General features: G+C 55.3%; 13 protein-coding genes and 2 tRNA genes. 3 read left to right on the top strand and 12 right to left on the bottom strand.

Annotation, left to right across the window (positions count from 1 at the left end; translation table 11 throughout):
- Together A4E33_RS00295 and A4E33_RS00290 are read left to right on the top strand one after the other, a co-directional pair.
- Nucleotides 1-369 (top strand): hypothetical protein (locus tag A4E33_RS00295; RefSeq protein ID WP_292345333.1); only part of this gene is annotated, 369 nt, incomplete at its 5' end.
- A gap of 77 nt (nt 370-446) precedes the next feature.
- On the top strand, nt 447-1,031 hold the full coding sequence (locus A4E33_RS00290) for a hypothetical protein (RefSeq protein WP_292345332.1): 585 nt from the start codon (nt 447-449) through the stop codon (nt 1,029-1,031).
- A 417-nt stretch (nt 1,032-1,448) separates the two neighbouring features.
- Here A4E33_RS00290 and A4E33_RS00285 read toward each other — a convergent pair whose 3' ends face one another.
- From A4E33_RS00285 to A4E33_RS00240, 10 genes are all read right to left on the bottom strand, one after another.
- Nucleotides 1,449-2,309, bottom strand: a complete 861-nt coding sequence (locus A4E33_RS00285) for a methanogenesis marker 8 protein (protein WP_292345330.1) — start codon at nt 2,307-2,309, stop codon at nt 1,449-1,451.
- A gap of 39 nt (nt 2,310-2,348) precedes the next feature.
- Nucleotides 2,349-3,461, bottom strand: coding sequence for a tRNA uracil 4-sulfurtransferase ThiI (gene thiI / locus A4E33_RS00280; RefSeq protein ID WP_292345328.1), 1,113 nt, complete (start codon nt 3,459-3,461; stop codon nt 2,349-2,351).
- Between the two features lie 21 nt (nt 3,462-3,482).
- A complete protein-coding gene (locus A4E33_RS00275; protein WP_292345327.1) occupies nt 3,483-3,773 on the bottom strand; it encodes a DUF1894 domain-containing protein in 291 nt (96 codons plus the stop codon).
- A complete protein-coding gene (locus tag A4E33_RS00270) occupies nt 3,752-4,234 on the bottom strand; it encodes a DUF1890 domain-containing protein (protein WP_292345325.1) in 483 nt (160 codons plus the stop codon). Before A4E33_RS00270 ends, A4E33_RS00275 begins: the two co-directional genes overlap by 22 nt.
- Complete coding sequence (locus A4E33_RS00265) at nt 4,227-4,787, bottom strand: threonyl-tRNA synthetase editing domain-containing protein (RefSeq protein ID WP_292345324.1); 561 nt, start codon at nt 4,785-4,787, stop codon at nt 4,227-4,229. The genes A4E33_RS00270 and A4E33_RS00265 overlap by 8 nt, the downstream gene beginning before the upstream one ends.
- Entirely contained in the window at nt 4,784-6,274 is a 1,491-nt protein-coding gene (locus A4E33_RS00260) for a homoserine O-acetyltransferase (protein ID WP_292345322.1), read from the bottom strand. Before A4E33_RS00260 ends, A4E33_RS00265 begins: the two co-directional genes overlap by 4 nt.
- 93 nt (nt 6,275-6,367) lie before the next feature.
- The gene (locus A4E33_RS00255) at nt 6,368-7,660 is read right to left on the bottom strand and encodes an O-acetylhomoserine aminocarboxypropyltransferase/cysteine synthase family protein (RefSeq protein ID WP_292345320.1); all 1,293 of its coding nucleotides are present in this window, start codon (nt 7,658-7,660) and stop codon (nt 6,368-6,370) included.
- 78 nt (nt 7,661-7,738) lie between these two features.
- The gene (gene pscS, locus A4E33_RS00250) at nt 7,739-9,103 is read right to left on the bottom strand and encodes an O-phospho-L-seryl-tRNA:Cys-tRNA synthase (protein ID WP_292345319.1); all 1,365 of its coding nucleotides are present in this window, start codon (nt 9,101-9,103) and stop codon (nt 7,739-7,741) included.
- A 47-nt stretch (nt 9,104-9,150) separates the two neighbouring features.
- Nucleotides 9,151-9,222 (bottom strand) — tRNA-Cys (locus tag A4E33_RS00245).
- Between the two features lie 1,045 nt (nt 9,223-10,267).
- The gene (locus A4E33_RS00240; RefSeq protein ID WP_292345318.1) at nt 10,268-11,035 is read right to left on the bottom strand and encodes a hypothetical protein; all 768 of its coding nucleotides are present in this window, start codon (nt 11,033-11,035) and stop codon (nt 10,268-10,270) included.
- 449 nt (nt 11,036-11,484) lie between these two features.
- Here A4E33_RS00240 and nadA point away from each other — a divergent pair, with 449 nt between their 5' ends.
- Nucleotides 11,485-12,393, top strand: a complete 909-nt coding sequence (nadA, locus tag A4E33_RS00235) for a quinolinate synthase NadA (protein ID WP_292345317.1) — start codon at nt 11,485-11,487, stop codon at nt 12,391-12,393.
- Nucleotides 12,394-12,456: 63 nt separating this feature from the next.
- Here nadA and A4E33_RS00230 read toward each other — a convergent pair whose 3' ends face one another.
- A complete protein-coding gene (locus tag A4E33_RS00230) occupies nt 12,457-13,452 on the bottom strand; it encodes a radical SAM protein (protein ID WP_292345315.1) in 996 nt (331 codons plus the stop codon).
- Between the two features lie 65 nt (nt 13,453-13,517).
- Nucleotides 13,518-13,589 (bottom strand) — tRNA-Cys (locus A4E33_RS00225).
- Between the last annotated feature and the right edge of the window lie 6 nt (nt 13,590-13,595).

The raw sequence follows: 13,595 nt of genomic DNA, 5'->3' as shown, positions 1-13,595 counted from the left end.
GAAGTGCGGCGCAACCCAATCTTCTATGAGCTGGACCTGCACCCGGAGCAGGATGATGAGAACCTGATCATTGATTTGATCTACGACAACATGTCTCCCCTGCGGCTGCAGGACCTGTACCGGGGCACGGACATCCCGCACGGTGTAAAGTTCTGGCCGGACTGGTTCGACATTCCGCCGTATATGGAGATGCACGATATTGACGGGCGGCGGGTATATCCCCGGGCCCCGGGCATCCACACGGTCCAGATCCGCACGGGCCGCCGGAAGTGGGCCCAGATGGGCCGGGTCCGGGATTTCAGCCCGGCCAATGGCGGGTACACGAGCCCGGTCTTCCGGATCCGGATTGCGGAGGACGGCGATGTTTGATGAAAATCGAGGGTTATCAGACCCGAGATTGGAGAAGAACGCTTCAGCGTTCTTCGACCGAGCCGGAGTTGTGAACTTTGTTTGAAAATCCGGTGCAGACCCGGTGCGCTATCTGCGGAACCGGGATCCTGCTCGGGCTGGTCCTGGTGCTGGCCCACCTCCCGATCATCCTGCTCATCGGCCCGATCATCATCCTCTTCCTTGGCATCATTGCCGACCCGGAAGAGACGCACGCGGTCTGGTACGGGATGCTGAACACGCTCGGCATCTTCGATCTGTCGGCGCTCGATGATATCGAGCGGCTGACGTATGCCGAGAAGCGGCATTACTTCTGGTTTGGTGAAGTGGAGATGGCTGCGATGCTGGCCGGAACCTTCGCGGCTCCGGTCGGGATCTTCCTGGCAGGCCGGACCGACATGAGCCTGGCATTCATCGGTGCTGCGGTCCTGTTCCTGCCATTGTTTGTCTTCCTGCCGAAACTGATCCAGCGGGCAATGAAGGCGGACACGGACGCTGCGATCGAGGCGTTCGGGAAGAACGAGCAGGTGAAGAAAGTCTTCTGGACCTTCTTCATCTCGATGGCCGGGCTGGTCCTGGCCCGGGTCGTGGACCCGGTAACAGCTCAGCAGATTGTTGGCCTGATCACGGGGTTGGGGGGATAACCCCATTTTCCCCGTCGAAGACCCTCAAAGTGGGGTGAAATCCCCTCAGGGAAAATAAGCCCTATACGGGCTCCTTTTTCCCCTCCTGTGCCCGGGCCAATACTGGAAAACCCCGTAAAATCGCTCTTTTTCTTTCCTGTGGAGAATACGCCTTATAATCGCTCCGTTTTCCAAAATGCGGCAGAATTGCATGTCATTAAACGGCCACAGGAGCACTTCTTTTCGCCCCTTTTTTGACCCTTACTTTTCTCCATCCGGGCACCGGAAAGGCTGCCGGAACGCGATTATGAAGGCCGGTTTTCCGGGGGGTTTTGAAAAAAGGACTATTCCTGCGGGAATTCAGGTAACAGAGAGATGGCCGGATCGCTCCATTCCGGGATGCCGTGGAGATAAAATCAGAGGGGATGATCCCGGTGATCAGACCAGCGGTTCCGGCTGGACAGCATCAAGGACCGGGAGTTTGGAAGGCTTGATGAGGACCTGCTCGCTGCTTTGTCGGATCTTCTCGATGATGATCTCCTTTCCCCGCTTCGTGAGCGCAAATATCGGGACCGAGACACCTGCCTGCAGCAGGGCCCGGGCACCGGCAATCTCCCGTACGGTCTTTGAGGCGCAGGAAGTCATCAGGTCCGCGACTGCTGCCATGTCCTCCGCTTCATCGCGGGTGAGACCGGTGACATGGACACCGAAAATGAGGGTGTCGGGGAATGCATTCCGGATCCGCTCCGCGATATCGGCTTTTGCAACTGTTACGGCAACTTTGGTGTAGCCCACATCATATGCCCATGCAACTCCACGGAACTGATCGAGCGATGCATGCTTTTTATCGATAACAATACCGCCATGTTTTTCGATGCGCCGGATGACCCTGGGAATGGGGCTGGTCGAAACAAGCCCCGACATCCTTCCGCCAATCCCCTGGATGAGGGCAGGATCCTTCACAATGACGGTTCCTGAACCGTCGCAGGCAAGGACCGCCGCATCAATCAGTGCAGTCTGAGACGCAAAACCGAGCAGCTCGGTTGCGCCAAATCCTACGAACTCTTTGGTATCGAGCACGTTCCTGTCGGGCGTGCACATGCCCCAGGTGTTGATCCGGTGCTCGATATTGGCCTTCACGGCCTCCCTGGTTATTTCGGGAACCGGGTGGGCGAACCGTTTTGCCAGAGGACAGGATGAGATTTTTCCTTCCCCGACTTCAACAACCTTACCGTTCCGTATGACAACCCGGCACCTGCCGATTGCCTCAAGTATATGTTCATCACGTTCTTCGGTCATAGATGATCCTTCCGGTTTCGGGCGATCCTGCCAGGAACATCACACCGGCAGCGGCATCGCGGTCGCTTCCAGTTTGCTTTCGATTTCGCGGATTGTATCCAGTCTGGCCTTCGTGGAGGGTCCTTTCGGTACCGCTTTGCACCCGGATGCATGAGAGATCGATTGCTCAAAGGTTCCAATCTCGCTGGCAATCCGGATTGCTTCCTCCTTGTCAAACCCAATGAGGGGGCGGTAGATGGGGACATCGGACGCGGCATCGGTCAGTACAACGAGGTTATCGAGCGTCTGGCTCGCCACCTGCCCAAGCGACTCGCCGGTCACGATCCCTTTGGCCCCCATCTTTGTTGCATACGCAGTGGCAATCCTGTACATCCTTCGCTTGCAGAAGATGCAGGTGTACTTCTCCAGGTGCCTGCGGATCAGCTCCTCTTTTGCCGCAGCAAGATAGGTATCGGAAATCACGGTCAGTTCGATGCCCGGCTGGTACTTTGCCAGTTCCTCTACGACACGCTGTGCCCGGGCAATCGTTGTCTCATCAAGGAAGGTATCGAGTGCCACAAACAGGGGAAGGATCCGGCAGCCACGCTTCATCATCATCCACGCGGCGACCGGGGAGTCGATCCCCCCGGAGACAAGCGCAACCAGCGTCCCTTCTACCCCAAGGGGCAGCCCGCCCGCCCCCTTGATCACCGTATCGTAGAGATACGCTTCGTTCCCCCGGATCTCGATATGGATCTCCTTATCGGGTGTAGCAAGGTTCACTTTCAGATGGGGAAATTCTTTCCTGAGCAGGTTGCCGTACTCGATCGCCTTATCGTTTGAAGAGAACGAATGGGTACCTACCCGCTTCATCTTTATGGCAAACGTCTTTGCCGTCTGCAAACCATGCCTGCGGCAATAGTCCGGAAGGTGGGATTCGATCTCATCCAGCCGGATATGCTCAACTTCAGAGAACGAGACGATCCCGAAGATGTTTTTTAAAAGATCCGGTTTAACGTCACCGTCCAGCCAGATCCTGCCCCGTTCGTTCCTCACGTGGGCCCCGGGCATCACCTCACGGATGTTAGTGATAAGCACATTCTCCCACTGCCGGCGCACCGGATCGGATTTTAAGAAGATTTCAGAATACCGCACAAGCCATTGGTTCTTCATGAATTTTTTTCACCAGGTTGATTATTTTTTCTTCCGCGCCGTCTTCCGTACCCGTTCCGCCTCATTCTGGTCTTCAATCCGGAGCAGGTAGGTTCCGTGACAGGGTTTTGTATAGGGAAAGATGATCTTCCTGCCATCCTCAATACCGAGGGCAATCGGCGGAAGACCAATGATGTATTCGTCAAAGAGCTTGTAGCCGGGGTCGACATACCAGAACTCCTTAAAGTTCTTCTCCACGTACTCGCGGCACTCCTTGAACGATGCCCCGAGCGGCAGGATCATCTCGTATTTCAGGTTCTCGATACAGCCCATCCGAACACCTCGTTGATCTTTGCTTTCAACGGCACCGGGTTGTGCACTGCCTTGTCGACGACCTTCTCGCAGGGGAAATTGATCTCGTCTGCAAGCGGCCCGGGATCCTTTCCAAAGATTATCACGACCAGCCTTCGTTCCGGCAGCAGGTGACGCATTGTTGCCGCGTAGGCAATCGCCGCATCGTTGTGTGCAAAGACCACGCAGAGATCGCAGTCCCGTTTTCTCTCGACAACTTCGGCGATGCACTTTTCCAGGACCATCGTATCAGCAATGTAGTGCTTTTCGGGATCGGAAACCTTCAGGAGATTGAGGACGGAGGGGTTGCCCGCAATGAGAACATCAGTACCTCGCGTTTTCAGGTTGTAGGCTACATGGAACGCAAGTGCCTGTTGAGCCGGTGCCTCCGGGCACCCCAGTACGATGAGTGCTTTTTTGGGTATTGCTGGTATGTCAGTCATCTTTTTCTCCGATTGTCATCGGTTTGCCGGGACAGGTTCCCGCGCATTCAGCTGCCTGCTGGCAGACATTCACGGCATCTGCCTCCCTGAACGGGTGATGGCAGTACGGGCAGGTAAAATCACATTCGGTGCCTTCGTACGGACAGATGGTCATGGAGAGATCAGCGAGCGGGTGCCCCTTGCCCCGGATTTCGAACTCCTTGTACCAGCCGAATGGTGCCCGTTTCACGTCAACCTGTTCACGGATGAGCGATTCTTCGATTCCTTTGAGGACAGAGAGTGCCACCTGCGGGGACCCGAGCGTGCTCGTCAGGTGGGCATACGGGTAAATCAGGACGTTTTTGACTTTGAGTTTCTCCAGCCGCTGCAGGATATTATGACGTGCGCTTGCAATTACCCGGTCAGGATTTTTCTCATCGAGTTTCTCGACACAACAAAAGAGGACAACGCATTCCTCCATCTGGTCCTCGCGTATGGTGATGGGTTCTGCCAGTTTTGTCTTCTGGGTTGCATGGTACCACATTCGGGAAGCGTGGATGGAAAGAATTCTCATGAGCCTGTCCTCCCAACAAGCATGCTGATCGCATCGCTGGTGATAAGACCAATCACGTGCTGCTCCCCATCGACAACGGGCAGAGCGGAGATAGAATGCTCCTCCATCTTCTTTGCAGCGGATTCGATTGCTTCATCCGGTGTTGTGGTGATCACATTCTTTGACATGATCTCATCGAGCCAGAGGTAATTTTTCGCAACCGCCTTTGCGATATCCCAGGATGTAACGATTCCAACCAGTTGTCCGCCGGAGTTCAGGACCGGCAGGTGGTTGACCTCAAGGGTGATCAGGCGCCGTGCCGTTACGGCAGTTGTCGATCCCTCCTCGATGGTCGGGACATCGCGAATCATGACATCGCCGACAACGGTATGGGAGAGGAACTTTCCCACCAGATAGTTTATCTGCCCCGATTCGAGGAGGAACGCGTCGTGCCCGTAATTGGACCGGATCTCGCAGTACTGCACCTCGCGGTTGTTTGCTGTCAGCGCCGATACGATCTCCCGGGACAGGTAGGGCGGGTACAACCAGTCTGAGGAAACCGAGATGACGAGGAACGCCGCTGTCGCCGGTTTCAGCCCTTCCGTTAGCGACCCGCCCTTTGTCAGGTCGAAGTAATCGATCGCCTTCGTGATGTACAGGTACGAGTTGGCGTCGAACCTTTTCGTGAACGTGTCGCCCTGGTGGTGGAGGTAGCTCTCAACGGCGAAGTCGGTTGAGAAGTCGAAGCCGATCCGGTCCTTTCCCTGCAATGCCCTGCCGAACTTCTCATGCATTGATTCGTTCGAGAGGTACGTGATGTGCCCGACCATCCGGGCCAGGGAGAGCCCCCGCACGGGTCCCGCGGAATCGTGGGACTTCCGGTCATAGTAATTTCCGTCGTTCCACTCGGGATCCGCTATGATTGCCTGGCGTCCGACCTCGTTGAAGGCGATCTGCTGGGGCGTGGAATACCCGGAACTCGCGATCACAATGGCCTTCTTGACTGCATCCGGGTAACTCACTGCCCACTGGAGCACTTGCATGCCTCCCATAGAACCCCCGGCAACCGCGTAGAGCCGGCGGACCCCGAGGTGGTCAATGAGCAGTTTCTGGGCGTTCACTATGTCCGCAATCGTGATGACGGGAAATGCGGTACCATAGGGTTTGCCGGTGGCCGGGTTTTCGGACGAGGGGCCGGTTGAACCTTTGCATCCTCCGATAATATTTGAACAGATGACAAAATACCGGTCAGTGTCGAATGCCTTTCCGGGCCCGACAACAGCGTCCCACCAGCCCGCCCGCTTCTCTTCTCCATGATGCCCTGCGACGTGGGCGTCCCCGGAGAGGGCATGGCAGATAAGGACAGCATTGCTGGCATCGCGGTTCAGGGAACCGTATGTCTCATAAGCAATCGTTAAGGAAGAGAGTGTTTCCCCGCCTTCAAGTATGAGCGGGGTTTGATGATGGTAATACTTCGTTGTGACTGTACCGACAGAACCTTTGATCATCGACACGCGCCTTCTTGTACCCTGCTGAGTTCAGCAATGATATCGTGAATTCTCCTGCTTTTCCCATCATCCCCAAAAAGAGAGGGTGACATTTCAGACCGCCGCGAGTGCCTGCTCAAGGTCTGCAAGGATGTCCTCGATATCCTCGGTCCCGATGGAGAGCCGGACCGCATCCGGGGTTACACCGGTCTTCTTCTGCTCTTCAGTCGTCAACTGCTGGTGGGTCGTGGTCGCCGGATGAATCACAAGACTTTTAGAGTCCCCGATGTTGGCGAGGTTGCTGAAGAGCTTTAAGGCGTCGATGAACTTCGTGCTCGCCTTCTCGCCACCTTTGACCCCGAAGGAGACAATGGGGCCAAAGCCTCCGTGCAGGTACTTCTGTGCAAGCACATGGCTCGGGTGTTCGGGAAGACCGGTATAGTTGACCCAGGCTGCCTTCGGATGATTCTTTAAGAACTGCGCAACGGCAAGGGCGTTCTCCGAGTGCCGTGGAACCCGGAGGTGGAGCGTCTCGAGGCCGATGAGGAAGAGCCAGGCATTGAACGGGGAGAGCACCGCACCGGTATCCCTCATGAGCGAGATACGGATCTTGAAGGTGAAGGCCACGTTCCCTAAGCCCGGGAAGTTGCCGAAGGCATCCCAGTATTTCAGGCCATGGTAGCTCGGGTCGGGTTCGGTGAACTCGGGGAATTTCCCGTTGTTCCACGCGAAGTTGCCGGAATCGACAATCACGCCGCCAATCGAGTTGCCATGACCGCCAATGTACTTGGTTGCGGAGAGGACGGATATATCGGCTCCGTGCTCTATCGGGCGGACAAGGCCGACACCGGTGGTGTTGTCGACCACGAGTGGGATCTTCGCTTCGTGGGCGATCTTTGCGATGGTCTCGAAATCGGGGATGTCCAGTTTCGGGTTCCCGATGGTTTCCGCATACATGGCCCTGGTCCGGGGCGTGATCGCTTTTCTGAATGCTTCCGGGTTACCGGAGTCCACGAATACGACATGACGCCCGAGTTTCGGGAACGTGTAATGGAAGAGCTCGTAGGTCCCGCCGTACAGGTTGTCGGCGGAGACGATCTCGTCGCCGGGGCGTGTGATGTTCAGGAGCGCATAGGTGATGGCGGCCTGGCCGGATGCGGTGGCGATGGCGCTCTTCCCGCCCTCGATGGCGGCAACGCGCTTCTCGAAGACGTCCGTGGTCGGGTTCATGAGCCGGGTATAGATGTTCCCGAGCTCCCTGAGCCCGAACAGGTTCGCAGCGTGCTCCGTGTTTTTGAACACGTATGATGATGTCTGGTAGAGCGGTACTACCCGGGATCCGGTCGTCGGATCGGGCACCTGTCCTGCATGGAGGGCGGTTGTTCCAAGGTGGAATTTTTTCGTCATGGTTTTTCCTCATATCGATGGTATAGGGTGTGGGGACCTGTTTTTTCTCAAGACCTGGTCTTCGTTCATTTTCTGTGATTATTTCTCTACGGTAAGCCCGTATTTTTCCGCAACTTCGGTGAAGGCATCGGCAAGGTAACGGACTTTCTTGTCCGAGAGCCCGTACGTGTTGAGCTTCCAGGTCCGGGTTGCCCCGGCAAACTCGCCGACGATCCCCCGGGACGAGAGTTCGTCACTCAGGTAGAACCCGCGGCGCTTGTGCTTCTGGGCCACTGTGTCAAAGCTTCCCGTTGTGTCAACTTTTGTGAGGGTGTGTTTTCTCGGGTACTCGGAAAGCACCCGGCTGCCGGCGATCTTCAGCAGCCGTTCGATGAAGTAGTTGGAGCGTTTTACCTCCTCCTCCCATTTCAGCGTTCGCGCTTTCACCGTGGGGAACGATGCCATCATGGAGAGCAGCGTCCCGCCCATCAGCGTGCAGCCGAGCATCTCGACCTCCTTGATCCCGAATTTGCGTTTGGTAAGGTCTCCTACCATCGATGTGGTGCGGAGGGCTTTGGGGAGCCATTCATCGGTCATCGCCAGTACTCCGGACGGCGCAACCGATGCCATACTCTTGTGTCCGGAGCCGACAACGAAGTCAGCCCCGATTGCCTTGCCATCGACCGGCATCACGCCGACCGTGTAGGCGCCGTTATAGAGGAATGGGATGTCATACTGGTGAGCAACCTTTCCGATCTCTTTGATCTCGTGCTCGTTCGCGAACTGGTAATCGAAATGATCGATCATGACGAGCACGGGAAGTTTTCCGGTCTCCCTCGCGACCTCCTCGATCTTCTGTGCCGTTGCTTCGCCGGTGACGATGTTCCTGTCGTTCAGGGGCACTTCCTTTACCACTCCTCCGGCGTTCTCGACCGCAAGGAACTCGGTGTAATGGGCAAGGGCAGAGACGATCACGCTGTCGCCTTTGCCAACAAGCGTGCCGGTGACTGCCTGGAACCCGCGGCGTGCCCCGGGGACAACCCGGGCATGGTCCATGTTGACGAATTTTGCGAGGTCGGCATGAAACTCTGCGATACCGGGTTTCGAGATCTTGTCCAGCCGGAACGGTTTTCGGCAGGCGTCACACGTAGAGTACCCGTCGCCATAGGAGATGAGGGCCTTCCTCGCCTCCGTGGTCAGCCGGCCCGCTGCCTGGATGGGCTGGATGTTGATAGCCTCTTCTTCCCGCGTCCGCAGATCGATAGAACCGGCGATCTTTGTTACCTTCGGTGTACCGGTACCTGCTTCGAGGTCCGCAAGGATTGCCTTCATCTCGGCAATCTTCTTCCGGAATGCGGTCTCCTCGGCCGGGTCGAACCCGGTCGGGAGCGACTCGCGGAAGAGCCCCCGGACCTCTTCGAGCGCGAAGAGTGCTTCGAATGTCTTCTGGATTCGTATGCTCATGGTAAATCTCTCATCACACTGGGGATATTCTTAAAATTCTCTTTACAAGCCAGCGCCCGGAATTGAACCGGGGTGTAGTTGATCTGCAGTCAACCGTGTAGCCTCTCCGCCACACTGGCAAGATTTTTTCGTGTGTTCATCGAAGAACTGCTTCGCAGTTCTTCTCATCCTCGAGGTCCACTAAATCTCTTGGACGCCACACTGGCATCGTCACCCATCACGATTGTGAATTGACTGTACTAGATAACAATTGTGAATATTTATAGGTTCGGTCATGGGCAGGATTTACCTGATCGGGATCTCCGTCGGAAATACGTTTGGATGTTGGGATCCTGTATGAGTTTAATGGATATTATTCGCGCATTCAATATTCCTGACAGTAATGAAAGTAAGCAATTCCTCTCATTACCTCAAAAAAAGATCCCGCTTCCAGGAATCCCTGAAAGAATTTTTCCCCGCACCGTCCAAGGATGCAGAAACAGTTCTGTGATCCTGAAGGCCTGGCTTCTGGAATAAGCTGGACCCGGAGTCCGTACTATGTGTCAGCAATATGACGGAAGCCGGCAGGATTGCAACCGCATCGGCCATTGCATGGCAAAATCAGTATCTCTTGCCGTACAACAGGATTGACGGGATGGCGGTATGCCGCCGGATTTATTTCTGCATCTGTGCTGGTGCCTGGCGAAACCTGAAACGGCAGATAACAGGATAAGAATCCCGACAGGGAGACCGGAGGTAATAATTGCCTCTGCGGTACCACGGCCGTTTCGTTCCGGCAGGTGTTCCTCATGTGCCTTCTCTGCGAGAGCAGATACGGCCAGGACCAGAGTGAGTACCCCGATGATGACCGTGAAGGCTGCGAGGTCTTTTCGTTGTGCTGTCATACAGTATTTCTTGTTCACGAAAGTGAACAGGAATTGTTGGGCATTTTTTTATTTCAATCCTATAATTCCGACAAATATTGCTCCTTTTTTTAAAAAACCGGGGAAGAAAGGCGGAACCTTTCAGGCACGTTTGATGAAAAAGTCCGGTCGAATTGGCTGAATCATGTCAAGGATGATAGTGCCCGCATCGGAAAATCAGTAAGGATAATTCCAGCGAGGATGAGTGCCGGAGAATTAGAATCTTAAAATTATTATTTTCCGATCCTGCCAGCGCATCAGGTCATAACAAGGTACGGGATACCTTATATCCACCTTTCCCTTGTTCCCCCCACTCCCTTGTTGGCGATGGCTTCAGCATCCTTGAAGCGTCAGAACGAAGCAGCATATTCGTAAGCGCACTGAACGAGCAGAGTGTCCCCCGTCCCAGGATCTCCTGGCCATCCGGACCCTGAATTTTCGCAACGATCCCTCCCTCTGCGGTGACCTCGACTTCCGTTCCGACTTCGGTGAGCCGGTGGAGGAGGATATTTCCTGTCGCACCCATGGAATTCTCCAGCCAGCAGTGTTTGTACGGGCACATGTTGCAGTAGGCCCGAAACAGCTTTGCATTTGCATCCGGGATCAAGCCTGCGACAATCTCCGCCTTGACTGTGCTGTATGCCATACAGCAGCCGAGCACCCTCTTTGCAAGCACCTCGTCCCCGCGGGTAAGGGTGACCCCGACACTTCCCCCCTTCACCTCGTACCGGTTCTCGATCCCCTGTTTGTACTTCGCCCGGCCGACATTCGGCACTCCTTTCAGATCCTTTTTTATTTTTTTTGCAAGGAGTGGAGTTCTCGCAGCTTCGATGACAATGGCACAGACCTGGCAGTATACCGGGGGTGACGCGGTAATTTCAGCGTCGTTCCTGTCGATAAACCTGGCGATAACCCCGAGACCTTCCCGCCGTATAACAGTCCTCCCGCCCTGCTCCCTGATTGCCATGAGTGCGACTGCTGCCGGGGTGAGCACCCTGCCATACACGTACAGCGCAGCAACGCGTTTCATGTCTTCCCTCGAGTTGGTTTCCTCCCGTACAAGTGCATCGACAATATCTTCGGGAATGATCCCTGCATCAATTTCTGCCGCAAGTACCGCAGGAGACCATACAACTCCTCTCCCCTTTCCGATAATCCTGCCCCTGTTATCCGTGATTATTGCACGGATTCCCCCGGGTTGTTCCTAGGCAGCAACACTTCCACCCAGCGTATTAATCTCCTCTGCCACTGCATGGCAGATCCCGCTTGAACCTTCCCGCGGGCGTATAACTCCCTTCACCCTCAGAGCCAGATCCTCTTCGAACATAAAACCCATCTCCACCGGGCCTGCAATTTCCGCAAAGCAGAAATAACAATTGTGAATGTATATACATTTGGGTAGCAGCTGAGAATATTTTTACAATATGATCATCCATCCCGATGGAAGGATTATAAAAGGATACCCGGAGGACAATTTCCATGCAGAATTTATCCCGCGTCAGAGAGCAGATCGAAAGGCTGAAAATAGAACGGCGTGCAATCATCCTCGCCCATAACTACCAGCCCGGAGAAGTGCAGGATATTGCAGACATCGTGGGCGATTCGCTGGAACTCTCCCGCGCTGCAGCATCTGCTGACTGTGATGTGATTGTCTTCTGCGGCGTGGATTTCATGGCAGAGACCGCCGCAATCCTTTCCCCGCAAAAGAAGGTTCTTCTCCCGGCTGCGGATGCCTGTTGTCCGATGGCGGAGATGGTCACTGCAGGGGAACTCGTTCTGCTGCGCGAACGTTACCCGGATGCCGGAGTTGTCTGTTATGTCAATACCACGGCAGAAGTCAAGGCCGAAAGTGATATCTGCTGCACATCATCAAATGCGGTAAACGTCGTGAACTCGCTTGAGCAGGAACGCGTGATTTTCGTACCCGATCGGAACCTCGCACGGTATGTAGCACGCTTCACCAGCAAGGAGATTCTCCCATGGGAAGGATTCTGTATCGTCCATGATGAGTACACCCCGGATCAGATCCGGGAGGCGAGGAGGAGTCATCCGGAAGCAGACGTTATCGTTCACCCGGAATGCCGGCCTGAGGTAATCGACCTCGCAAACCACATTGCAAGTACATCCGGAATCATCAGACATGTATGCTCTTCAAAAAATCGGGAATTTATTATCGGTACTGAGGTCGGGATCCTTCACCGGATACAGAAGGAATGCCCGGACAAACGGTGTTATCCCCTCTCCGACCGCGCAGTCTGCCGGAACATGAAAAAGACCGATCTTCAGAAGGTGCATGCCGCCCTGTTGCATCTCAGCCCCCTCATCACGGTACCTGATGAGGTCGCAAAAAAAGCCCGGGCGGCAATCGAACGGATGCTGGCGGTCTGAACCATTCTTGCGGTGCTTCATTGAAAAGCAGGTTCTCCTTTCACTGCCTTTCTGAAGAAGATGTCAGAGATCCCGTTGCGGCGTCAGGTCGCATCCGGTGCAGGGGAGGCACATGGTCTGTGCAACCCGGACGTCCAGCCCGTGCCGTTCGAGTGCGGATTTATTGATCCGGGTCAGAAGCATAAGACGGTATGCGGACGGACGTTCAACCACAATCTCGCCTTTCCGGAGGGAGTGGGGGGAGATTGGGCGCAGGTTGGGTATGACCCCCATGGACGCAAGGGTTTCCACGCCTTCCTGCACGCACGTGTCGGTCTCGCCAAGACCGATGATGAAGTTCGAGGATACCCGGTTCTTTCCGAAAACCCGGACCGCCTTTTCGAGAGAAGACAGGATATAATCCAGCGAGAGTCCGGGGCAGACCCTGGCAAAGATTGCACGGTCCATGGTCTCGACATTGTACTTGATCTCAATGGCCCCGGCCGCACGGAGATCTTCGGTGGACGTTGCAGTCGGGTAGATCGAGACGCCGATAGGTATATCGAATCGTGCTGCAAGGTGGCGGACGACACGGGTCATGTACTGCGCTTCCTTTTCCGGTGATTCCGCAACCCCGCTGGTCAGGGAGATGGCCCGGACAGTGCCCCGCGCCAGTGCCGTCTCAACGAGCCCGGTGATCTCATCGAGGGTCTTTACATGACCGCCCAGTTTTGGCACCGGGCAGAATTTACAGTCAAAGATACAGCGCTCGCTTACGGTGATGTAGGCCTGTTCGGGGCAGTGGCAGAGCGGCAGCTCTAGGGTACCGTACGCGATGATCCGCCCCTCTTTCTGTATCGCAACCCCCTCCTTCCAGGGGATTACCTTAAGAGACGATCCCGGTTTTATTGAAAGCCGGACGCGATGATCGCCCGAACGGATGAAAAACGAGCTCCCACCGGCACCGGGCCCTGCGGTCGCCGTTGTTCTGAAATCAGCAGGCAGGAGGCTGGGATCAATATCCGCGCTGCCGATGTTGATCAGGAGCGCTTTTGTCTCGGCAGTCAGGTTACGGTGCATTGTCGCCTACCTCTTGAATTCATATGGTTTAATTGAAAGAGGGATATGATTCGATATGGAACCAGAGCCAATGCCCGGATTCGAACCGGGTTGTAGCTGATCTGCAGTCAGCCGCGTAGCCACTCCGCCACATTGGCATTGTT

This window comes from Methanoregula sp. PtaB.Bin085, assembly GCF_002067035.1.
In the GTDB taxonomy this organism is placed as follows: domain Archaea; phylum Halobacteriota; class Methanomicrobia; order Methanomicrobiales; family Methanospirillaceae; genus Methanoregula.
The sequence above is the reverse complement of the archived record's forward strand: the minus strand, read 5'-3'. Positions and strand labels throughout refer to the sequence as shown.

Excerpts from the sequence above, each read along its gene's own strand:
- A4E33_RS00255 (WP_292345320.1), bottom strand. The coding sequence starts at position 7,660 with ATGACGAAAAAATTCCACCTTGGAACAACCGCCCTCCATGCAGGACAG.
- A4E33_RS00260 (WP_292345322.1), bottom strand. The coding sequence starts at position 6,274 with ATGATCAAAGGTTCTGTCGGTACAGTCACAACGAAGTATTACCATCAT.
- A4E33_RS00230 (WP_292345315.1), bottom strand. The coding sequence starts at position 13,452 with ATGCACCGTAACCTGACTGCCGAGACAAAAGCGCTCCTGATCAACATC.
- A4E33_RS00285 (WP_292345330.1), bottom strand. The coding sequence starts at position 2,309 with ATGACCGAAGAACGTGATGAACATATACTTGAGGCAATCGGCAGGTGC.
- A4E33_RS00270 (WP_292345325.1), bottom strand. The coding sequence starts at position 4,234 with ATGACTGACATACCAGCAATACCCAAAAAAGCACTCATCGTACTGGGG.
- A4E33_RS00275 (WP_292345327.1), bottom strand. The coding sequence starts at position 3,773 with ATGGGCTGTATCGAGAACCTGAAATACGAGATGATCCTGCCGCTCGGG.
- pscS (WP_292345319.1), bottom strand. The coding sequence starts at position 9,103 with ATGAGCATACGAATCCAGAAGACATTCGAAGCACTCTTCGCGCTCGAA.
- A4E33_RS00240 (WP_292345318.1), bottom strand. The coding sequence starts at position 11,035 with ATGAAACGCGTTGCTGCGCTGTACGTGTATGGCAGGGTGCTCACCCCG.
- A4E33_RS00265 (WP_292345324.1), bottom strand. The coding sequence starts at position 4,787 with ATGAGAATTCTTTCCATCCACGCTTCCCGAATGTGGTACCATGCAACC.
- nadA (WP_292345317.1), top strand. The coding sequence starts at position 11,485 with ATGCAGAATTTATCCCGCGTCAGAGAGCAGATCGAAAGGCTGAAAATA.
- thiI (WP_292345328.1), bottom strand. The coding sequence starts at position 3,461 with ATGAAGAACCAATGGCTTGTGCGGTATTCTGAAATCTTCTTAAAATCC.